This window comes from Kutzneria chonburiensis (assembly GCF_028622115.1).
GTDB classification, from domain to species: domain Bacteria; phylum Actinomycetota; class Actinomycetes; order Mycobacteriales; family Pseudonocardiaceae; genus Kutzneria; species Kutzneria chonburiensis.
The window spans coordinates 1,366,118-1,385,401 of sequence record NZ_CP097263.1; the positions used below are offsets into that span (position 1 = coordinate 1,366,118).

Consider the following 19,284-nt stretch of genomic DNA (forward strand, 5'->3'; position numbering starts at 1 on the left):
GACAGAACGTCCAGCAGGTGGGACAAACCGGGTGAACGCAATGTTACCGGACTCGAAAATCAGGCTCGGACGAACGCCACCAGCACGCGGTGGACCTCGTCGCGGTCGAGCTCGTTGAGGATGTTGTGCCGGTCCAACGCGAACGTCACCAGGCGGGCGTCGGGCAGCCGGCGGGCGGCCTCGCGCGCGCCGGCGACCGGGGCGAGGTCGTCGTCCTCGCCGTGCAGGAGCAGCACGGGCAGGGTGAGCCGGGGCAGGGCCGCGGTGAGTCGGGGCGCGGCCTCGGCCAGGGCCATCAGGGTCTGCGGGCGCAGGCCGCCCTGCCAGGTCAGCGGGTCCTCGCGGATCTGCTGGGCGTACTCGGTGTTGCGGGTCAGCTCGCCGGGATCCTTGCGCAGGTCCATCGGGTCGATGCCGGACGCCAACAGCTCGACCAGGCCGCCGGGCGCGTCCGCCATGACGACCGAGGACCCGGCCAGTACCAGCTTGACCGGTTTGACGTCACGCTCGGCGGCCAGCAGCGTGGCGACCGAAGCGCCGAGGGAGTGCCCGACCAGCACCAACGGCAGATCGGGGTGCGCGGCGCGGGCCAGCGTCACCAGGTGCCCGGCGTCGTCGAGGAGGTTGTCCACCCGCTCGACCAGCACCCGCTCGCCCTCGCTGCGGCCATGCCCGGCGTGATCCAGCGCCCAGACGGCGATGCCCGCGGCGGTCAGCGTGTCGAACATCGGCCGGTACGAGCCGATGTGCTCGCCGAGCCCGTGCAGGAACACCACCAGCGCGGACGGCTCCGCCGGCTCCCAGTGTCCATAGTGGATAGTCCCGCTGGCGCCGGCGAACTCCTCATTGGTCACATGGTCAGATGATCCAGTCCGGCGCCGAGCTGTCAACCTCGGCCAGCTGCTCCGCGTACTCCTGCTGCACCTCGGTCAGCCGGCCGGACTCGCCGGGACCGACCTTGGCCACGGCCTTGAGCGCGGCGGAGAACTCCGGACCGAAGACCGCGTCCACGTTGACCTCCTGGAGCTCCTCGCTGCCGGCGGCGATGGCGCTGCCCTCGCCGGTCCGCACGTACCAGCCGGAGGTGCCACGGCTCTTCTTGGCCGGCCCGTTGGCGGCCGACACCAGACGATCCCGGATGCGGGCCATGCCGCTGTCCATGTCCACCACCTACAGCTCGCTGGAACCGGTGAGCTTGTCGTCGCCCGGCCGCTCGGCCAGCCAGCGGAACGTGGCCGTCCGGCACAACCAGGTGTACGAGGCGTACAGCGTGTTGACCAGCCCGAGCGTTACCAGCACCTGCCACAGCAGCCCGTGCACGCCGATGACGTCGCGCAGCCACGGCAACTCGTAGCTGGTGGCCGCGCGCATCGCCGTGGTCTGCTGGGCCATGTAGAGCCCGCTCGCCCCGAGTGAGACGAGCACGGTCAGGAAGGCCGAGGTCTTGGACGACAGCGAGCCGCCGAGCAGCCCCGTCGACCGGCTCTCGAAGCCGACCAGCGCGCCGGCCAGCGCCGGGAAAGCCAGCACCAGGGCGGGAAAGTCGCTGCCCAGCGGATGGAGTCCCTGCCCGTCCACCGTGTAGGGCAGCACCAGGGCGACGACGTAGATCAGCACGAAGCTCGCCGCGGCGGCCAGTGTCGCGCCGGCCAGCGAGCCGGGCGGGACCTCGTAGAACCGGACGTCCAGGTGCAGCTTGCCGGCCAGCCGCTCGGGAATCGACCGCATGTACAGGTGCAGATAACGCTGCCCGCGCCGGCGTTGCAGCCGGCCGTACGGCTGCGACAGGTCCTCGCTCTTGGTGGTCGACGTGAAGATGCCGTCCGGATCGTCGATGTTCTGCCAGCCGACGTACATGCCCTCCGGACCCATGACGAACAGGTGATAGCTGTTGGCCGACGCCGCGTTGTCGATGGCCAGGCTCAGATGCACCGGCCGGGCGCCGAACAGCAGCCCGATGCGGTCGTGGGCGAAGCGCAGCGGATGGCGCAGGCCGGCCAGCCGGAGCTTCGGGATGAAGAACCTCTCGTACGTGACCACGCAGCGGTTGGTCTTGGTCGTCGAGGTCGGCACGATCACCACGATCGCGTAGTGCGTGGCCAGTTTCCGCAGCAGGATCGCCGCGATGCGGAAGGAGTCGCCGCAGGTCGGGGCCAGGCGCTTGAGCCGGCGGGCGCACTTCTTGATCTTCTTGACGTGCGCGCGGGTGGTCGGCCGGCTGCGGCGGGCGACCAGTTTCACCGCCGTGTCAACGAGTTTCTCGAGTTCAGCGGTCTCGCCATGGGTGAGCGCGCCGACCGCCGGCACCAGCAGCGCGTCCAACACCACGCTGGTCAGCAACAGGTACTCGCGATGGGTCAGGGTCGCCGCCGTCTCGCCGTCGACCGAGATCGACAGGTCGTCCTGAAGCTCGCCCTTGACCGGCATCAGCAGCGGGAACAGCAGCGCGTCGCCGGTGTTGTCGGCCGGCACCTCCAGGATGGTCTGCACCTTCTGACGCAGTGTCCGGCGCAGCGGCGTGATCTCCTCGATGATGCGGCCGCGCAGCTTGCGCGGCTTGAGGATCGTCTTGGCGTACTGGACGATCTGCGCCTCGGTGAACTGCTCGGTGGTGTGGGTGTACTCCTTGCGGATCGACGTCAGGTTCACCGATCCGCCGCGTTCGGTGCGACGGCGGGGCAGCCGCGTCGGCGCGTACGAGGCGTAGAAGACGTGGAAGAACAGGCACACCGCGAGCGCGACGGCCGCGCCGATCGCGGTCGGCGTCGAGGCGTCGCCGAGCAGCCCGCTCAGTGCCGCGATGATCGTGACGAGCAGCAGCCAGGACGGCAGGACCAGCCACAATCGGATGACTCGGATCCGCCCAAGACTGACCGGCTCGTTCGCGTCGGTGGCCATGGCTGCTCCCTTCGCGTCGTGTGCACCAGCGTCGGCCCCGACCAGACTGTTGTTACGCAAAGTGATGGCGTTCAGCCGAACGGACCAGGCCGGTCCCGGGTTTGGCCCGCTGTGGTGCGGGAATCCGTCGGCGTGACCCGTGACAACCTTGACGGTCGGACAAGGGACGACCTGCTGCGCGCCGGCCTCGAGGAAGACGGGGTGCGGCTGGTCCGGTACGCGGATCGCTGGCCGCTGCCGGGCACGAGGGCGGAGCGCCGGGCGGTGCGCGGGGTGATGGGCTGGCTCGGCCTGTCGGCGCTGCTCGGGGTGGCCTGCATCGTGCTGTACCTGGTGTGGCCGTTTCGCTACCCGGCCGCCGGTTACGAGCTGTACACACCGCTGCTGGGACTGACCGGCGGCGGTTGCGTGCTGCTGCTGGCGGTGGCGATCATCCGCTACTCCAAGAACTTCCTGCCGGAAGAGCAGGCGGTCCAGGAACGGCACGACGACCCGTCCGGCGAGTTCGACCGCACCACGACATCGGCGCTGGTCACCGATACGGTGCGGCGCGGCGGCATGCCCCGGCGGCGGATGGTGCTGGGCATGGCCGGGGTCGGCGTCGGAATACCGGTGGTGGGGGCGGTGATCGCGGCGGTCGGCGGCCTGATCAAAGACCCTGGCGGCAGCCGCCGGCCGACACGGTGTGGCACAGCGGCTGGTACTCCGAGGACGGCCAGGCGGTGTTCCTGCGCCAGGACGTCGGCGACCCGCACAAGGTCGTGCTGGTACGGCCGGAGGACATGGAAGCCGGGTCTTTGCTGACGGTGTATCCGTTCCGCGAGGCCGACCGTGCCGACAAGGACCGGCTGTCGGCGGTGTTCAACCGCGGTGACACGCCGGCCGTCCTGATCCGGCTGCGGGCGGGGCAGCAGGTGACGCCGAAACCGGGCCAGGAGAACGACAACGTCGGCGAGTACTACGCGTTTTCCAAGCTGTGCACGCATCTCGGCTGCCCGGTCGGCTTGTTCGAACAGCAGACCGATCGCCTGCTGTGCCCGTGCCACCAGTCCCAGTTCGACATCCTCCAGTCGGCGACGCCGATCTTCGGCCCGGCGGCGCGGCCGCTGCCGCAGCTGCCGATCGCCGTGGACGACAACGGTTTCTTCGTGGCCAAGGGAGATTTCCGGCAGCCGGTCGGCCCGGAGTTCTGGGAGATGGGGTGGCGATGAAGCCGTCGATGCGTCCGGGCGGCGAGCTGTTCACCAAGGGCACGATCAGCCACGCGATCGACGAGCGCTTCCACCTCGCCGGCGGGCTGCGCCGGCAACTGTCCAAAGTGTTCCCGACGCACTGGTCCTTCCTGCTCGGCGAAATCGCCTTGTATAGCTTCATAGTCCTGCTGCTGACCGGCACCTACCTCGCGCTGTTCTTCGACCCCTCGTTGCAGGAGGTCACGTACACCGGCACGTACGCGGCGCTGCGCGGCGTGCCGATGTCACGGGCCTTCGAGACCACTGTGGACCTGTCGTTCGACGTCCGCGGCGGCCTGTTCGTACGGCAGATCCACCACTGGGCGGCGCTGCTGTTCATGGCCGCGATCCTGTGCCACATGGCCCGGATCTTCCTCACCGGCGCGTTTCGCAAGCCCCGCGAGGTCAACTGGGTCATCGGCGTCACCCTGTTCACGCTGGGCATGGCCGAGGGCTTCGCCGGCTACTCGCTGCCCGACGACCTGCTGTCCGGCACCGGCCTGCGGATCATGTCCGGTATCGCGCAGTCGATACCGGTGGTCGGCACCTGGCTGAACTGGCTGGTGTTCGGCGGCGAGTTCCCGGGGGAGATCCTCAACAGCCGCCTGTACATCGCGCACGTGCTGCTGGTGCCGGGCATCATCCTGGCGCTGATCGCCGTGCACCTGGCCGTGGTGTGGTACCAGAAGCACACCCAGTTCCCCGGCGTCGACCGTACCGAGCGCAACGTGGTCGGCGTGCGTATCGTGCCGACTTTCGCCTTGCACAGCGGGGCTTTGTTCACGGCGGTGGCCGGTGTGCTCGGCCTGATGGGCGGGATCTTCCAGATCAACCCGGTGTGGAACTACGGCCCGTACCGGCCCGATCTGGTCTCGGCCGGCTCGCAGCCCGACTGGTACATCGGCTGGCTGGACGGCTCGGCCCGGCTGATGCCGGACTGGCCGATCGTCCTGTTCGGACGGTGGCGCATCCCGGACGTGTTCTGGCCGACCGTGGTGCTGCCGGTCACGCTGATCACCTTCGCTGCGCTGTACCCGTGGATCGAACGCTGGTTCACCAAGGACAAGGCCCGGCACAACCTGTTGCAGCGGCCGCGGGACGTGCCGGTGCGGGCCGCGCTCGGCGGCATGGCCCTGACGTTCTTCCTGGTGCTGCTGGTTTCCGGCGGCAACGACGTCATCGCCCGTGTGTTCGACATCTCGCTGAACGCCACCATCTGGGCCGGCCGCATCGCGGTCCTCGTGCTGCCGCCGATCGCCTACTCCATGGTGTATCGCTGGTGCCTCGGGCTACAGCGGCGGGACCGCAAGATACTGGAGGAGGGTATCGAGACCGGCATCATCCGCCGTACGCCCGAGGGCGACTTCATCGACCTGGAACAGCCGCTGTCCGACGGGCCGCTGGAGTACCAGGGAGCTCGGGTGCCGAGGCGGGCCAACGACATCGGGCTGGCCGGACAACCCCGGGCGGGCACGACGTTTCGGCCGGACCCGCCCGAGGAGGTGGCGGCCCTCGACGCCGCCCGCGCCGAGGAAGCGGAGCGCTGGGCCCGCCGCTCAACGCCTTCGTAGCAGCAGGATCACCAGCACCACCACGCCGAGGCTGCCGGTCGCGATGAGCGCGACCGGCACCTTGCGGACCCGGTCGACCTTGCCGCGCAAGAGGTTGATCGTGTCCACGATCTCCTCGCGGGTGCGCTCGACCTCCTCGCGTAGGAGGGCCGGATCGGACGGGGTGGTCACTGCGTCACCGCCCGGCGGATGATCGCGGCGTCGTCCTTGACGTTGGCCACGGTCTCCTGTGGCACCGGCGGCACGCCCTTGCGCAGCTTGACCACGGCGAACGCGCCGAGCGCGCCGGCGAACAGCACCAGCGCGGCGCCGACGGCCAGCGCGGCCAGCCAGGCCGGCCACACAAGGGCCAGCGCGATGATCGCGCAGGCGATGAGCGCGCACAGGCCGAGGAAGCCGAACAGCGCGGCCCCGACCAGCACCCCGACGCCGAGACCGGCGGCGCGGGCCTTGGTCTTGACCTCCACCACGGCCAGCGCGGCCTCGTCGCGCACCAGGGTCGACAGTTGCTCGCTCAACCGGGCCAGAAGCTGACCGGTCGAGGCTTGGTCCTGCGGCATGGTTCCTCCCAGCGTGGCTGTACCTGCGTATGAGGACTACCCGCCGGCCACCGTCGCGACACCCGGCAGCAGGTTGTCGACGCAGTCGGGCGTCATCACAGGGAGTATTTGTTGTCGGGGCGGCGTTTATCTCCGCCGCCCAGCGGCAATCTCGTTGAGCGTGACTGCGGGCGGGGCTGTTACGCGGTCGGCGTGGTGACCAGACAATCCGGTGTGGCCCGGAGATGCTCACCTTGGACGTCGCCGTGGGAAGGGTGCTGCGATGAGGCGACGAGTACTGGTTGTCCGTCTGGACAACGAGGGCGATGTCCTCGTGTCCGGGCCGGCGGTGCGCGCTGCCGCGCAAGGCAATGAGGTGACGGTCCTTTGCGGCCCAAGGGGAAAGCAAGCGGCACGGTTGCTGCCGGGCGTCCATGACGTGCTCATGTGGCGATGCCCGTGGATCGATCCGACACCGTCCGATGTGGACCGACGAGACATCGAATCCGTGCGTCGGACCATACAGCGGCGGGGCTTTGACAGTGCCATGATCCTGACCTCGTACCACCAGTCGCCGCTGCCGATGGCGCTGCTGCTGCGGATGGCCGGCGTGCCATGGATCGCGGCCGTGTCAGACGACTATCCCGGTTCCCTGTTGGACATCCGGCTGCGGCCCGGCATCGAGGTCGACGAGGACCTGCCCGAGCCGGAGCGGGCCCTGACCGTGGCCAAGGCCGCCGGTTTCGCGCTGGGTCCGGCCGACGACGGCCGCCTGGCCGTCCGCGCGCTGCCGAGGAATCCGGTGCGCAAGAAGGGACCGTACGTGGTCCTGCATCCGGGCTCCTCGATGCCATCACGGGCGTGGTCGCCCCAGCGCTGTGCCGAGGCCGTGGTCGAGCTGACCCGCCGTGGCTATCAGGTGGTCGTCACCGGTGGCCCCGATGAGCGGGCGTTGACCGCTCGTGTCGCCGGCCACTGTGGACTGGATCTCGGCGGCCGGACAACGTTTGCCGAACTGGCCGCGACCATTGCCGGCGCGGAGGTCCTGGTGGTCGGCAACACCGGCCCGGCGCATTTGGCTGCGGCCGTTGGCACGCCAGTGGTTTCGCTGTTCTCCCCGGTCGTGCCGGCGCGGCGGTGGGCGCCGTATCGCGTGCCGTGCGTGCTGCTCGGCGACCAGGACGCGCCGTGCCGGGACACCCGCGCCCGGATCTGCCCGCTGGCCGGCCATCCGTGCCTGAACAACGTCACCGCCACCGAGGTCGCCGACGCCGTGGAGGCGTTGCAGGGGGTTCGCGCATGAGCGGGCGCGCGGTGCTGCCGCCGCCGGGCTGGGTCGCGCCCGACCGACCGCTGCGCGTGCTGGTGTGGCACGTGCACGCGGCCTGGCTGTCGGCGTTCGTCGCCGGCCGGCACGAGTACCTGATTCCCCGAAACGTCGAGGGCGGCGGCAAGTGCGGGCGGGACTGGCCCAACGCCGTCGAGATCACCCAACCGTCCGAAGTGGACGTCGTCGTGTTGCAGCGGCCCGAGGACATCGAAGCGGCCCGGCACTGGGTGCTCGGCCGGCCGCCGATGGTCTACGTGGAGCACAACACCCCGGCGGGACAACCACATCCGCTGGCCGACGTGGCCGACATCCGCCTGGTCCACGTTACCCACTTCAACGAGGTGATGTGGGACTCGGGCCGCGCGCCGACCACGGTGATCGAGCACGGCGTGGCGGATCCCGGGCCACGCTACACCGGAGAGCTGCCCCGAGCGGCCGCCGTGATCAACGAGCCGGTGCGCCGAGCCAGGACCGTCGGGACCGATCTGCTGCCGAGGTTCGCGCCGATCGACGTGTTCGGCGTCCACAGCGAGCGCCTCGACCTGCCCGGCGTGTACCCGGCCGGCGACCTGTGGACCGATGAGCTGCACACCGAGCTGGCCCGGCGCCGGGTGTACGTGCACCCCGTGCGCTGGACCTCGCTGGGGCTGTCCCTGATCGAGGCCATGCACCTGGGCATGCCGGTCGTGGTGCTGGCGGCGACGGAGGCCACCGAGGCCGTGCCGTCCGACGTCGGTGTGGTGTCGACCAGGGCCGACGTGCTGGCCGACGCCGTGAGGCTGTTGCTCGACGCCCCGGATCTCGCGGCTGAGCTGGGCAAACAGGCCCGAGAGGCGGCGTTGGCCAGATACGGGTTGGAGCTCTTCCTGCGGGACTGGGACTGGCTGCTGACCGAGACCGCGCAAGGAGGAAGGCGGTCATGAGGATCGCGATGGTGCCCGAGCAGGGACACGAGGTCGTCGTGTACACCCGCCGCGCCGACCCGGACCGACGGCGTGACCGGAAGGCATGTGCCGCCGCGAGATCCGGCCGCGCTGGCCCGAGTGTTGCGGGCTTTGATGGATGATCCCATGCTGCGCCAGGCCTATGGCGTCGCCGGGTGCGACAGGGCACACGCCCGCTATTCCTGGGATCGCGTCGCCGCCGACACCGTGCAGATCTATCGGCGTGCGGGCGTGGTGCCGGCCGGGACCGTTCTGGAGGTGTCGTCGTGAACTCGATCGGCCATATGGACGACCTGCACGACGCGGTGGACTGGTTATGCGTGCAGTCTTCGGTGCTGGACCGGTGGGGACATCGGCTGGCCGCGACCCTGAAGTCCGGCGGTCGGCTGCTCGCCGCCGGCGGTTCGGTCGATGCCGCTCAGTACCTGACCACCGAGCTGGCTGGGCGTTTCGGGGGCGAGCTCTCGGCCATGGCGCTGCACGGCGACACGTCGGCCATGACGGCAATCGGCAACGACGACGGGTACGAGGACGTGTTCGCCCGTCAGGTCGCCGCGCACGGCCGGCCGGGCGACGTCGTGATGCTGCTGTCGACGAGCGGCCGCAGCCCGAACCTCTTACAGGCGGCCAGAACCGCCCGTCTGATCGGCGCGACGTGCTGGGCGATGACCGGCCGCGCGCCGAATCCGCTGGCGTCCATTGTGGACGAAGCGTTGTGCGTGCCGGCCGGGTCGACGACCGTGCGGGAGGCGCACCTGGTCGCCGTGCACGTGTTGTGCGGCGCGGTGGAGAACGCGTTGCTGGAGCATCGTCACGCGTAGTTCACCCACGCGTCGACGATTACCCGCGCCGCGGCGGGGTAACGCAGTAGGGCGGAAGACGGAAGAACGGAGAGCCGATGATGGCGATGAGCAAGGCCGGACCGGCGGTCCGGTGACGCGGATGTCCGTGAACAGCACCATCCGCCGGGTCAAGCGGCAGTACCAGGACGGCGAAGAGCGGCCGTTGGGCGGCTACCTGGCGGTGCTCGGCGTGTACGGCGGCGTGACCGGAGGCCTGGCCCTGCTGGCCAAGGCTCTCCGGATCACGCCGCCCGCGCCGAGCGTCGGCGACACGGCGCTGCTGTCGGTCGCGACGTACAAACTGAGCCGCCTGCTCAGCAAGGACGCCGTGACCAGCCCGCTGCGCGCGCCGTTCACCCAGTACGAGGAACCGGCCGGCGACGGCGAGGTGATGGAGTCCGTGCGCGGTCACGGCGTCCAGCACGCCGCCGGCGAGCTGCTCACCTGCCCGTTCTGCCTGTCGGTGTGGGTGGCGACCGGCCTGACCGCGGGCCTGGTGTTCGCGCCGCGGCTGACCCGGCTGGTGTGCGGCACGCTGACCGCCCTTGCCGTCTCCGACGGCCTACACCTGCTGTACGACAACGCGAAGGACGCCGGCGATGAGTCGTGATGACAACGTCCGCACTGCGCGGCTGCTGCTGGAACTGATCAACAAACAGGCCTACGACCGGCTCGACGAGGTGTACGCGCACGACCTGATCGACAACGACCCGGCGCCCGAGCACGGCGGCGGGTTCGACGGCGTGCTGCGGTATTTCGCCGATTTGACCGCGGCGTTTCCCGATCTGAAGTTCGACGAGGAGGTCTGCATCGCCGACGGCGACCACGTGGCGATGGTCTACCGCCTCACCGGCACGCAACGCGGCCGATTCCACGGCGTCGCCGCCACCGGGCACCGGATCGCGGCGCGGGGCATGCAGATGTCCCGTTTCGCCGGCGGCAAGATCGTCGAACGCTGGGGGGCGGTGGACGACATGGCGATCCTGGGCCGGCTGAACGTGGCCGTACCGTCATGACCGACGGGCACGAGATCACCTCGGTCGAGGCCGCCGCCTACACCGTGCCCACCGACGGACCCGAGGCGGACGGCACGCTGTCCTGGGATGCGACAACAGTTGTTGTCGTGACCGTGCGGACGCGGTCCGGTGTGACCGGCATCGGGCACACCTACGGCCACGAGTGCCTGACCGGCCTCATCGACGGCCTGCTCGCACCGCGGGTCGTCGGCATCGACGTGCGAGAGACCGGCGGGGCCTGGGAGGCGATGCGTTCGGCGATCCGCAACCTCGGCCGGCCCGGGATTTGCTCGATGGCCATCGCTGCCGTCGACCTGGCGGTGTGGGACGCCAAGGCGCGGACCTTGGACGTGCCGCTCCACCGGCTGCTCGGCGGCTGCCGGACTGAAGTGCCGGTTTATGGCTCCGGTGGTTTCACGACGTACTCGCGGGATGATTTGGTGGCGCAACTGGCCGGCTGGGTGGAACAGGGCATTCCCCGGGTCAAGATGAAGATCGGCATCTCGGCGGAGGACGACCTGGACCGGGTTCGCGCGGTGCGTGCGGCGATCGGGGCCGACACCGAGCTGTACGTGGATGCCAATGGCGCGTATGACCAGGTCACGGCGTTACGGCTGGGGCGGCGGCTGGCCGAGGAGGCCGACGTGACGTGGTTCGAGGAGCCGGTCAGCTCCGACGACCTGCCGGGTCTCGGCGTTTTGTCTCGGGACCTGCCGCTGGACGTCACGGCGGGGGAGTACGGCTACCACCTGGAGTACTTCCAGGCCATGGCTCCGTGTGTGGACGTACTACAGGCCGACATCACGCGGTGCGCCGGCATCACCGAATGGCTGCGCGTGGCGTCGGCGACGACCAAGCCGTTCTCGGGTCATACGGCTCCGATGGCCCACGTGCACGCCGCGACGGTTCCGCCGCATTTGCGGCACCTTGAGTACTTCCACGACCATGTCCGCATCGAACAGATGTTCTTCGACGGGGCGCTGGAACCCGTGCACGGCTGCCTGATCCCGGCCGAGACGCCGGGCAACGGCCTGGTGTTCAAGGAAGCCGACGCGGAACGCTTCCGAGTGCGCTGAGGTGGGTATCCGTCCGGTGTGGACGGAATGGACTGCATTCCACACGTCCTGCGGGAGTACGCGTTGGTCGCGGACGGCGAACGCGGCGCGCTGATCGACCCGCAGGGCTGTGTGGCGTGGATGTGTGCACCCAGTTGGCACGATGACGCCGTGTTCGGGGCGCTGGTGGGCGGCGGCGGGTACTACCAGGTGGTGCCGGCCGACCCGTGGCACGTGTGGGGCGGGTATTACGAGTCCGGGACGTTGATCTGGCACAGCCGGTGGAGTACCCGGGACACCATCGTCGAGTGTCGGGAAGCCTTGGCGTTGCCGGCTGATCCGCATCGGGCGGTGTTGCTGCGTCGCGTGCTGGCGGGGGATCGGCCGGTTGAGATGCGGGTGCGGTGCCGGCCGGCGGCCGACTTCGGCCGTGCGGATGTGGATGTTGTCCGGCGCGACGGCGACGTGTGGACGATGCGTAGCGGTCCACTGTGGATTCGGTGGAGCGGGGCCGTTGACGGGTTGGTGCGGGTGGATGCCGGGCAGCACTACGACTTCATGCTGGAGGTGTCCGACCGGCCGTTCGACGAGGCGCCGCCGGATCCGCGATTGTGCTGGCAGGAGACCGAGCATGGGTGGCGGGAAGCCGTGCCGGATTGCTCGGACACGTTGGTGCCGGACGATACTGCGCACGCGTACGCGGTCCTCGGTGGACTGACTGCGGGGTCGGGGGGAATGGTTGCGGCGGCTACGACATCGTTGCCGGAACGGGCTGAGCTCGGGGGTGACTACGACTACCGGTATGCCTGGATTCGGGACCAGTGCTACGTGGGTGAGGCTGTCGCTGCTCATGGGCCGCATCGGTTGATGGACGACGCCGTTCGGTTCGTGGCGGAGCGGCTGATCGAGGACGGGCCTGCGCTGAAGCCGGCGTATACGGTTTTCGGTGGGCAGATTCCGGATCAGCGGGGGCTGGATCTGCCGGGGTATCCCGGTGGGTCTGATCGGGTGGGGAACCGGGTTCGGCACCAGTTCCAGCTGGACGCGTTCGGCGAGGCGATGCTGCTGTTCGGGGCGGCGGCTGAGCATGATCATCTGACTGCTGAGGCTGAGCGGGCGCTGCGGATCGCGGTTGACGCGGTTGAGGGGGAGTGGCAGAGGACCGAGGCTGGGGTATGGGAGCTGGACGAGCGGTCGTGGACGCATTCGAACCTGGTGTGTGTTGCTGGGTTGCGTCGCGTCGCTCGGTTCACGATGGCAAGTCGGTGTTCGACGCTGGCTGATGCGATTCTGGCGGAGACGACCCGTAGTTCGTTGCATCGGGACGGGTACTGGCAGCGGTCGGTTGACGATGAGTCCGTTGATGCTTCGCTGCTGTTGGCGGCGCTTCGGGGGGCGGTGCCGGCCGATGACCCTCGGAGCGTGGCGACCGTGCGGGCGGTTCGGGAGGGTCTTGCTCGGGATGGGTATGTGTACCGGTTTCGGCACGACGACCGGGATCTGGGGGCGGCTGAGGGGGCGTTTCTGGTGTGTGGGTTCTGGTTGGCGTTGGCTGAGCATCAGCAGGGGGAGGCGGTGGAGGCCGGGAGGCGGTTTGAGCGGAATCGGGCGTCTTGTGGGCCGCCGGGGTTGTTTACGGAGGAATATGATGTTCGGGAGCGGCAGTTGAGGGGGAATTTGCCACAGGCGTTTGTGCATGGGATGTTGTTGGAGTGTTCGGTTCGGTTGGGGCGGGATTGGGTGGGGTGAGTGGGGGTTGTTTTGGGGTGGGTTTGTGGGTTGGGTTTGGTGGCCCGCCCGCCCGCCCGCCCTTTGTGGGGGTTGGGTTGGTGCGCGTGCTGCGTAGTTTCGCGGGGTTCTTCGGGTTATGGGTCGATTTGGTGTGGAGCCTCTGCGCGATGGCCCAAGGGCTAAAAGCGGGCAGGACGAGCCTGCCCTTGGCCTGTCAATTGTACGCCATCGCGCCCCTCCACACAAAATCGACCCAATTCGGGGATTTGGCGATCGGGGTGTGAAGGGGATGGTGGTGGCTGGGTTTTGGCTCCCGCTGTGCACTCTTTTTGTGGTGGCTGTGGGAGGTCCTTTCCCGGTGTCCGTTGCCTGGTTAGTGCCGCATGGGGCGGGTGGTGTAGTGGCGGCCGGCTGGTGTGATCCAGTGGGTGGTGCCGTCTGAATCCTGGGTCACTGTGTAGTTGTCGTGTTTGCGGTGGTGGTGCCAGGTACACAGGCCTTGGAGGTTGGTGGCTTGGGTGCGGCCCGTGGGCCAGGGGGTGATGTGGTCGTGTTCCTGGATGGGCAGGGTGCAGCCGGGTGCGGTGCAGGTCCCGCCAGCCTGAGCAACGGACGTCTCCTTCATTAGCGCCGTGGGCCGGTAGGTGTCGGTGCTGATCGCGGAGATCTGCTGGTACTCGTCGAGGAGGAGCCCTCGGAACGGGCCGTGCATCGCGAGTTCGCGGGCTGCCTCGGCCGCGATCGGGCCGTAGCCGGCGAGCTGACCGGGGTCATTGGTGAGGCCCAGCAGGGTCTCCATCGAGATCGTCACGAAGGTGCGCACGTTCCAGTTGGTGTGCTTGCCCCGCAGACGATCCCAGAGCACATCGGAGCGCTTCTGGTCGGTGGTGCGCTCGTCCTTCGGCAGTGACTTCGCGTCGGCGCAGATCTGCTGGAACAACTGGTGGGCCTCGGCGGCGGGGAGGATCCAGGTCAGTTTGGCCATGCCGTCGGGCAAGGCCGAGACTCCGACCTGCCGGTCGTCTTTGGCCTTGTGGCAGCGCTGCTCATAACCATCCGGATCGGCCTTCGCGACCAGCGCGGTGGCCTTGCGGCACACCTGAGTCCGAGTCATACCGCCGGCCTCCTCGGCCAGAGCCTGGTCGACTTCGGCGACCTGCGCAGGGACCGAGAGGTGGCGGGTCCGCTCGTGGACCGCCGCGAACCGGGCGAGGTCGATCTCTCCCCGGCGGAACCGCGCCGCCAGCGCAGGGTGAGTCTCCAGGGCAGCGGCGATCTCCTGGGACCGAGCCAGCGCCGGCTCCGACACCTTCGTCGCCATCGCCAACTCAGTCAGGTCATCAATGTGGTTGAGAGCCTCATGCTCAGCCCATTCACACACCGCCCGCACCTTCCGGGCCACCGCCACAAAACTAACCAACTGTTCTTGGGTCAGGCTCGCCGGATCCATACCCACCACCAGATCGAACATGGCCCCGGTGGGTTCCCTGTTCTCGATCTCGCGAGTGAGTTCCATACTTCTGAGAATACTCGAACACAAGATCGAACACGAATCCCTAACGGGTGAATCCCGCCAGGCAGAAAGGCTTTTCTTTCCTCCCGCCACACCACAACACGGCAACTCCGATTAGTCGCGTGGATTTTGTGTGGAGGGGCGCGATGGCGTACAATTGACAGGCCAAGGGCAGGCTCGTCCTGCCCGCTTTTAGCCCTTGGGCCATCGCGCAGAGGCTCCACACCAAATCCACGCGACCACACCGAATAAATCCCCTCCCCCGTCAACCACACCCAACCCCTGCCCCGAATGGCACACACGGGCCATCCGACACAAGCGTGTCGGTAAGCAGACCCAGAAAACGAGCCCCGGCGGCCAAACCCCAAACCACCGGAGCCCGTCTCCTCCCACAGCGCTCAGCGCGAGCGCCGATACAACCACGCCACCACGGGTCCCACCGCTGCGGCAACAGCGGCCCCCGCCAGCGCCGCCGTCCGCGCCGCCCTGCCCGGCGCGGTCGGCCGCTCAGCCTCCGGCGTCGTCCCGTGGAGCGCGGCCGCAAGCACTTCAGCCAAATGCATCGGCCGCTGGTTCACATCCGACTGATCGATCTGCGTCCGGCAGCTGAACCCATCCGCCAGCACCAGCGTCTCAGCCCCGGCCTGCCGCAGCGACGGCAGCAGCTTGTCCTCAGCACAAGCCATGGACACGTCGTAGTGCTCTTGTTCAAACCCGAAGTTCCCGGCCAACCCACAACATCCAGCATCAAGCACGTCAATATCGATCCCGTACTGCCGCATCAGCTTCTCGTCAGTATCGAACCCCAGCACCGCATGGTGGTGACAGTGCGGCTGCGCCACCGCCCGCCGCCCCACCACCGGCGGCCGCCAGTCCGGCGCCCGCTCCGTCAGCAGCTCCGCCAGCGTCTTGGTCTGCTTCGCCAACCGATGCGCATCCTGGTCACCGTGCAGCAGATTGGGCAGGTCATCCCGGAACACCGCCGCACAACTAGGCTCCAGCACCACGATCGGCGTGCCATCCCGCAGTTGCGGCTTCAGCGTCTCCAACGTCCGGCGGGCCACCCTCGCCGCCACGGAAAGCTGCCCGGTAGAGATCCACGTCAGTCCACAGCAGACAGTCCTGCCCGGCGTGATCACCTCAAACCCCGCCGCCTCCAACACCTGCACCGCAGCCACACCGATCGCCGGGTGGAAGTTGTTCGTGAACGTGTCCGGCCACAGCAGCACCTTCCCGCGCTGCCCAGCCGGACTGGTCCGCCCCTCCAGCCGCGCAACCAGCCTTCGCCGCGCAAAGAACGGAACCTCACGCTCCCGAGCGATGCCGCCGAGCGCCTTGACCGCCCGCAAGTTCGACACGGCGTTGACCAGGCTCGGCGCCACCGCCGCCAACCGCGCCCACAACGGCAGCCACCCCATCGAGTAATGCGACCGCGGCCGAAGCTTGCCCTCATAGTGGTGCGACAGGAACTCCGCCTTGTACGTGGCCATGTCCACATTCACCGGACAGTCGCTCTGACATCCCTTGCACGCCAGGCAAAGATCCAGCGCGTCATGCACCGCCTGCGACTTCCAGCCGTCTTGGATGACCTCCCCGTTGAGCATCTCGAACAGCAGCCGCGCCCGCCCCCGCGTGGAGTGTTCCTCCTCGCGGGTAGCCCGATAGCTAGGGCACATCACGCCACTCTCGTGCCCACGGCATTTCCCCACACCAACGCACCGCGCCGCAGCATTGGCGAACCGGTGGTCATCCTCCGGGAACGAGAAGTGCGTCGCCGGCTCCCACGGTCGATAACCACTGCCCTGCCGCAGGTTCTCGTCCAGCCGGTGCGGGTGCACGACCTTGCCCGGGTTCATCAAATCATCCGGATCAAACAGGGCCTTGACCTTGCCGAACGCCTCCACCACCCGCGGCCCGAACATCAGCGGCAGCAGTTCACCTCGCGACTGCCCGTCCCCATGCTCACCGGACAACGACCCGCCGTACGACACCACCAGCTCCGCGCTGTCCTTGGCAAACCGCCGGTACTTGGCCACCCCCTCCGCCGACTTCAGATCGAACGGAATTCGGGTATGCACGCAGCCTTGACCAAAGTGCCCATACAGCGAAGCGTTCTCGTACTCGTACCGCTCCATCAAATCCCGGAAGTCCCGCAGATAGTCACCAAGCTTCTCCGGCGGCACCGCCGCATCTTCCCAGCCCTCATGCGTTTCCGGACCCTCCGGCGGATAGGCCGTAGCGCCGAGCCCCGCTTCCCTGGCCTGCCACAGCTCTTCCTCACGTGCCGGATCATCCAAAAAGGACACATCTGGAGCATTCGGCTTGCGGTGCAGGTCGTCACACAGCTCCTGAGCCTGCCGGTCAACCGCTTCCTGATCTTTCCCGGCGAACTGCACCATCAGCCAGCCGCTACCCTTCGGCAGCTGCTTGATCGCCTCCTGCGCCAGATGCTCGCTGTGTTCCAGCTGGACCAGCTGTTCGTCCACGCCTTCCAGCGCCACCGGCTTGTGCGGCAGGATCGCCGGCACACAGTCAGCCGCTTTCGTGATGTCCGAGAAGCCCAGCACCACCAGCGTCCGCGCCGGCAGCACATCCACCAGCTTGGTCTCCACCCGGAGCACCGTCACCAGCGTGCTTTCGCTACCCACCAGGGCTTTCGCCACATTGAACCCACTCTCCGGCAGCAGCGAGTCCAGGTTGTAACCGGAGACCCGGCGCGGAATCTTCGGGTACCGCGTGCGGATGTCAGACATGTAGTCGTCGCGCAGCTTCCGCAGCCCTTGATACAGCTCCGCCAGCCGCCCACCCGCCGCCACGATCCACTCGTACTCTTCGTCCGACGTTTCGCCCACCCACGCACGGCAGCCGTCATGCGTGAGGATCTCCAGCCGCACCACCGAGTCGACCATCTTGCCGTACGCCTGCGCGGTCGATCCGCAGGAGTTGTTGCCGACCATGCCGCCGATCGTGCAGCTGACGTGCGTCGACGGCTTGGGTCCGACCATCAGCTCGTGGCTGGACAGCTGGTTGTTCAGCTCGTCCAGGGCGATCCCCGGCTCCACGACGCAGGTCTTCTCCGCCACGTCCACCGACACCAGCCGCGTGCAGTACTTCGACCAATCCAGCACAACGGCCTCGTTGCAGCACTGACCCGCCAGGCTCGTTCCGCCGCCCCGCGACAGCACCGGCACCCCCGCTTCGTGGCACACCCGGATCGCCCGGACCGCGTCCTCCACGGTTTTCGGCACCACGACACCGATCGGCACCTGCCGGTAGTTGGAGGCGTCGGTGGAGTAGGCGGCCCTGCTCCCGGCGTCGAACCGGACTTCACCCTTCACCGCCCTGCGCAGTTCCGCCGCCAGCTCCACCGGACCTCCTCGAGGTGTCAAGCACGTTCGAACGGGTATTTCAAGGCCAGGATTTCCCTTCAGCACAAGGAGGAAACATGGCTGACAAGACGGTGGCCGACCAACCGCGGCCAATTCCGGACGAACCGGAGCTACTGCTGCCCAGAGGCTGGGCCGACGCGTTCCTCGGCCGACTCGCCGACGGCGAGGAAGAGCCCAACGTGCTGCGGGGTTTGGACTGACCCGATCGACACTCACTTCAGCGTCGAGCGGACCAAGGCGGCGGCGAGGCTGGCGACCTGGTCCGGCTTGACCAGCGTGGCCAATTCCCTCGGATCCGCCGGCAGGCCGTGGTGACGAGCGGCGGCCAACGCCCGCTGGTCGAAGAATGGCCGCAACCGGGGCCACACCGCCTGGACCTCCCGGCAGAAGATGTCGGCCCCGACATCGGCGATGCCGGAGAACTGCTGGATCTCCCGGTGCGGCGACCGCATCCGCCGCAGATCCCCCCGATACGACTCGAGTAGCAGCCGCGCCCCTCACCCAGCCGGGTGGCGGTGCTCTCGTCGTAACGCACGTATCCGCCACGGCCGAGCGCGTCGACCCGCTCCTGCCACGTGGCGTCGAGCATCCGCTGCGGCGTCCGCAAGCCGGCGGCGAACAGCTCCCGCGCAGCGGACAAGGCGATGTCCGCCCGGATCCGGGCGGACAGCAAAGTGGCCAGAACCAGCAGCTGGTAGAGCGGAGAAGGCTTGTCACGCAAAGTGATGCCGGCCTCATCCGCATAGGTGGTGCCGAACCGGTCGAGCAACTGCCGGACGGTGGTCTGTCGGTTCGGCACGGCTCACCCCCGAACGTCGGTCTGCTCGTCCCGGTTGAGGACGCAGAACTCGTTGCCCTCGGGATCGGCCAACACGGTCCACGGCTCGTCGTTGCGCTGACCGATGTCGACGCGGCTGGCGCCGAGGGCGAGGATGCGCTCGATCTCGATGCGGTGCCGGCCGGGCGCGGCGGCGACGTCGAGGTGGACGCGGTTCTTGCCGGTCTTCGGCGGCACGTCCGCGACCTGCTCGAACAGCACGGCGGCGCCGCCGGCGGTGTCCCAGTCGGACGGGCCGATCTCGACGAACGCGGTGCCGTCCGTGCTGTTCCCGGACTGGACGGTCTGATACCCGAGTACCGCCGACCAGAATCCCGCCAACCGCGCCGGGTCGGCGCAGTCGATGGTGGTCGCGACGATGTGAGTCACCATACGATCGGGTTACC

At 68.3% G+C, this 19,284-nt stretch carries 20 protein-coding genes and 1 pseudogene; 12 read left to right on the top strand and 9 right to left on the bottom strand.

From position 1 onward, the window contains the following. Positions 1–59: 59 nt before the first annotated feature. Genes M3Q35_RS06535 through M3Q35_RS06545 form a run of 3 tightly spaced genes read right to left on the bottom strand, consistent with a single transcriptional unit; the run spans position 60 to position 2,898 of the window. A complete protein-coding gene (locus M3Q35_RS06535; RefSeq protein ID WP_273940742.1) occupies positions 60–854 on the bottom strand; it encodes an alpha/beta fold hydrolase in 795 nt (264 codons plus the stop codon). A gap of 4 nt (positions 855–858) precedes the next feature. Beyond that, positions 859–1,161 carry a hypothetical protein gene (locus M3Q35_RS06540; RefSeq protein WP_273940743.1) on the bottom strand — a complete coding sequence of 101 codons (303 nt, stop codon included), beginning with the start codon at positions 1,159–1,161 and terminating at the stop codon, positions 859–861. Positions 1,162–1,170: 9 nt separating this feature from the next. Then, complete coding sequence (locus M3Q35_RS06545) at positions 1,171–2,898, bottom strand: hypothetical protein (protein ID WP_273940744.1); 1,728 nt, start codon at positions 2,896–2,898, stop codon at positions 1,171–1,173. A 132-nt stretch (positions 2,899–3,030) separates the two neighbouring features. Here M3Q35_RS06545 and M3Q35_RS48450 point away from each other — a divergent pair, with 132 nt between their 5' ends. Genes M3Q35_RS48450 through qcrB form a run of 3 tightly spaced genes read left to right on the top strand, consistent with a single transcriptional unit; the run spans position 3,031 to position 5,701 of the window. After that, entirely contained in the window at positions 3,031–3,702 is a 672-nt protein-coding gene (locus tag M3Q35_RS48450; protein ID WP_337960565.1) for a hypothetical protein, read from the top strand. Beyond that, the gene (locus M3Q35_RS48455; protein WP_337960566.1) at positions 3,681–4,109 is read left to right on the top strand and encodes a QcrA and Rieske domain-containing protein; all 429 of its coding nucleotides are present in this window, start codon (positions 3,681–3,683) and stop codon (positions 4,107–4,109) included. Before M3Q35_RS48450 ends, M3Q35_RS48455 begins: the two co-directional genes overlap by 22 nt. A gap of 8 nt (positions 4,110–4,117) precedes the next feature. Continuing rightward, positions 4,118–5,701 carry a cytochrome bc1 complex cytochrome b subunit gene (qcrB, locus tag M3Q35_RS06555; RefSeq protein WP_273944270.1) on the top strand — a complete coding sequence of 528 codons (1,584 nt, stop codon included), beginning with the start codon at positions 4,118–4,120 and terminating at the stop codon, positions 5,699–5,701. Here the strand turns inward: qcrB and M3Q35_RS06560 are convergent. Beyond that, positions 5,687–5,872, bottom strand: coding sequence for a hypothetical protein (locus M3Q35_RS06560; protein ID WP_273940745.1), 186 nt, complete (start codon positions 5,870–5,872; stop codon positions 5,687–5,689). The two genes, qcrB and M3Q35_RS06560, sit on opposite strands and share 15 nt — an antisense overlap. Beyond that, complete coding sequence (locus M3Q35_RS06565; protein ID WP_273940746.1) at positions 5,869–6,261, bottom strand: phage holin family protein; 393 nt, start codon at positions 6,259–6,261, stop codon at positions 5,869–5,871. Before M3Q35_RS06565 ends, M3Q35_RS06560 begins: the two co-directional genes overlap by 4 nt. Positions 6,262–6,787: 526 nt before the next feature. Between M3Q35_RS06565 and M3Q35_RS06570 the strand changes: the two genes are divergently transcribed. The 8 genes from M3Q35_RS06570 to M3Q35_RS06605 all read left to right on the top strand — a co-directional run bounded on the left by M3Q35_RS06570 (position 6,788) and on the right by M3Q35_RS06605 (position 13,176). Next, complete coding sequence (locus M3Q35_RS06570; RefSeq protein ID WP_379794114.1) at positions 6,788–7,543, top strand: glycosyltransferase family 9 protein; 756 nt, start codon at positions 6,788–6,790, stop codon at positions 7,541–7,543. Between the two features lie 50 nt (positions 7,544–7,593). Next, entirely contained in the window at positions 7,594–8,493 is a 900-nt protein-coding gene (locus tag M3Q35_RS06575) for a glycosyltransferase (protein WP_273944271.1), read from the top strand. A 72-nt stretch (positions 8,494–8,565) separates the two neighbouring features. Then, positions 8,566–8,784, top strand: coding sequence for a glycosyltransferase family protein (locus tag M3Q35_RS06580; RefSeq protein ID WP_337960567.1), 219 nt, complete (start codon positions 8,566–8,568; stop codon positions 8,782–8,784). Further along, positions 8,781–9,335: a D-sedoheptulose-7-phosphate isomerase gene (locus tag M3Q35_RS06585; RefSeq protein ID WP_273940748.1), complete on the top strand. Its 555-nt coding sequence runs from the start codon at positions 8,781–8,783 to the stop codon at positions 9,333–9,335. Before M3Q35_RS06580 ends, M3Q35_RS06585 begins: the two co-directional genes overlap by 4 nt. 121 nt (positions 9,336–9,456) lie before the next feature. Further along, positions 9,457–9,966: a DUF1360 domain-containing protein gene (locus M3Q35_RS06590; protein ID WP_273940749.1), complete on the top strand. Its 510-nt coding sequence runs from the start codon at positions 9,457–9,459 to the stop codon at positions 9,964–9,966. Beyond that, entirely contained in the window at positions 9,956–10,372 is a 417-nt protein-coding gene (locus tag M3Q35_RS06595) for an ester cyclase (RefSeq protein ID WP_273940750.1), read from the top strand. The genes M3Q35_RS06590 and M3Q35_RS06595 overlap by 11 nt, the downstream gene beginning before the upstream one ends. After that, on the top strand, positions 10,369–11,448 hold the full coding sequence (locus tag M3Q35_RS06600) for an enolase C-terminal domain-like protein (protein WP_273940751.1): 1,080 nt from the start codon (positions 10,369–10,371) through the stop codon (positions 11,446–11,448). The genes M3Q35_RS06595 and M3Q35_RS06600 overlap by 4 nt, the downstream gene beginning before the upstream one ends. Before the next feature lie 27 nt (positions 11,449–11,475). Then, positions 11,476–13,176 (top strand): glycoside hydrolase family 15 protein, encoded by a 1,701-nt coding sequence (locus tag M3Q35_RS06605; RefSeq protein ID WP_273944272.1) that lies wholly within the window; start codon positions 11,476–11,478, stop codon positions 13,174–13,176. Between the two features lie 355 nt (positions 13,177–13,531). On the opposite strand, the gene M3Q35_RS06610 is transcribed toward M3Q35_RS06605, so the two are convergent. After that, the gene (locus M3Q35_RS06610) at positions 13,532–14,674 is read right to left on the bottom strand and encodes an HNH endonuclease signature motif containing protein (protein ID WP_273940752.1); all 1,143 of its coding nucleotides are present in this window, start codon (positions 14,672–14,674) and stop codon (positions 13,532–13,534) included. Between the two features lie 395 nt (positions 14,675–15,069). Beyond that, the gene (locus M3Q35_RS06615) at positions 15,070–18,039 is read right to left on the bottom strand and encodes an FAD-binding and (Fe-S)-binding domain-containing protein (RefSeq protein ID WP_273940753.1); all 2,970 of its coding nucleotides are present in this window, start codon (positions 18,037–18,039) and stop codon (positions 15,070–15,072) included. A gap of 77 nt (positions 18,040–18,116) precedes the next feature. Between M3Q35_RS06615 and M3Q35_RS06620 the strand changes: the two genes are divergently transcribed. Beyond that, positions 18,117–18,260 (top strand): hypothetical protein, encoded by a 144-nt coding sequence (locus M3Q35_RS06620; protein WP_273940754.1) that lies wholly within the window; start codon positions 18,117–18,119, stop codon positions 18,258–18,260. 12 nt (positions 18,261–18,272) lie between these two features. Here the strand turns inward: M3Q35_RS06620 and M3Q35_RS06625 are convergent. Both M3Q35_RS06625 and M3Q35_RS06630 read right to left on the bottom strand, forming a co-directional pair. Further along, positions 18,273–18,859 (bottom strand): annotated as a pseudogene (locus tag M3Q35_RS06625) (HhH-GDP family DNA glycosylase). Positions 18,860–18,862: 3 nt separating this feature from the next. After that, positions 18,863–19,270: a VOC family protein gene (locus M3Q35_RS06630; protein ID WP_273940755.1), complete on the bottom strand. Its 408-nt coding sequence runs from the start codon at positions 19,268–19,270 to the stop codon at positions 18,863–18,865. Positions 19,271–19,284: the final 14 nt, after the last annotated feature.

Excerpts from the sequence above, each read along its gene's own strand:
- M3Q35_RS06620 (WP_273940754.1), top strand. The coding sequence starts at position 18,117 with ATGGCTGACAAGACGGTGGCCGACCAACCGCGGCCAATTCCGGACGAA.
- M3Q35_RS06565 (WP_273940746.1), bottom strand. The coding sequence starts at position 6,261 with ATGCCGCAGGACCAAGCCTCGACCGGTCAGCTTCTGGCCCGGTTGAGC.
- qcrB (WP_273944270.1), top strand. The coding sequence starts at position 4,118 with ATGCGTCCGGGCGGCGAGCTGTTCACCAAGGGCACGATCAGCCACGCG.
- M3Q35_RS06610 (WP_273940752.1), bottom strand. The coding sequence starts at position 14,674 with ATGGAACTCACTCGCGAGATCGAGAACAGGGAACCCACCGGGGCCATG.
- M3Q35_RS06540 (WP_273940743.1), bottom strand. The coding sequence starts at position 1,161 with ATGGACAGCGGCATGGCCCGCATCCGGGATCGTCTGGTGTCGGCCGCC.
- M3Q35_RS06605 (WP_273944272.1), top strand. The coding sequence starts at position 11,476 with ATGGACTGCATTCCACACGTCCTGCGGGAGTACGCGTTGGTCGCGGAC.
- M3Q35_RS06595 (WP_273940750.1), top strand. The coding sequence starts at position 9,956 with ATGAGTCGTGATGACAACGTCCGCACTGCGCGGCTGCTGCTGGAACTG.
- M3Q35_RS48455 (WP_337960566.1), top strand. The coding sequence starts at position 3,681 with ATGGAAGCCGGGTCTTTGCTGACGGTGTATCCGTTCCGCGAGGCCGAC.
- M3Q35_RS06545 (WP_273940744.1), bottom strand. The coding sequence starts at position 2,898 with ATGGCCACCGACGCGAACGAGCCGGTCAGTCTTGGGCGGATCCGAGTC.
- M3Q35_RS06600 (WP_273940751.1), top strand. The coding sequence starts at position 10,369 with ATGACCGACGGGCACGAGATCACCTCGGTCGAGGCCGCCGCCTACACC.
- M3Q35_RS06570 (WP_379794114.1), top strand. The coding sequence starts at position 6,788 with ATGATCCTGACCTCGTACCACCAGTCGCCGCTGCCGATGGCGCTGCTG.
- M3Q35_RS06590 (WP_273940749.1), top strand. The coding sequence starts at position 9,457 with ATGTCCGTGAACAGCACCATCCGCCGGGTCAAGCGGCAGTACCAGGAC.
- M3Q35_RS06630 (WP_273940755.1), bottom strand. The coding sequence starts at position 19,270 with ATGGTGACTCACATCGTCGCGACCACCATCGACTGCGCCGACCCGGCG.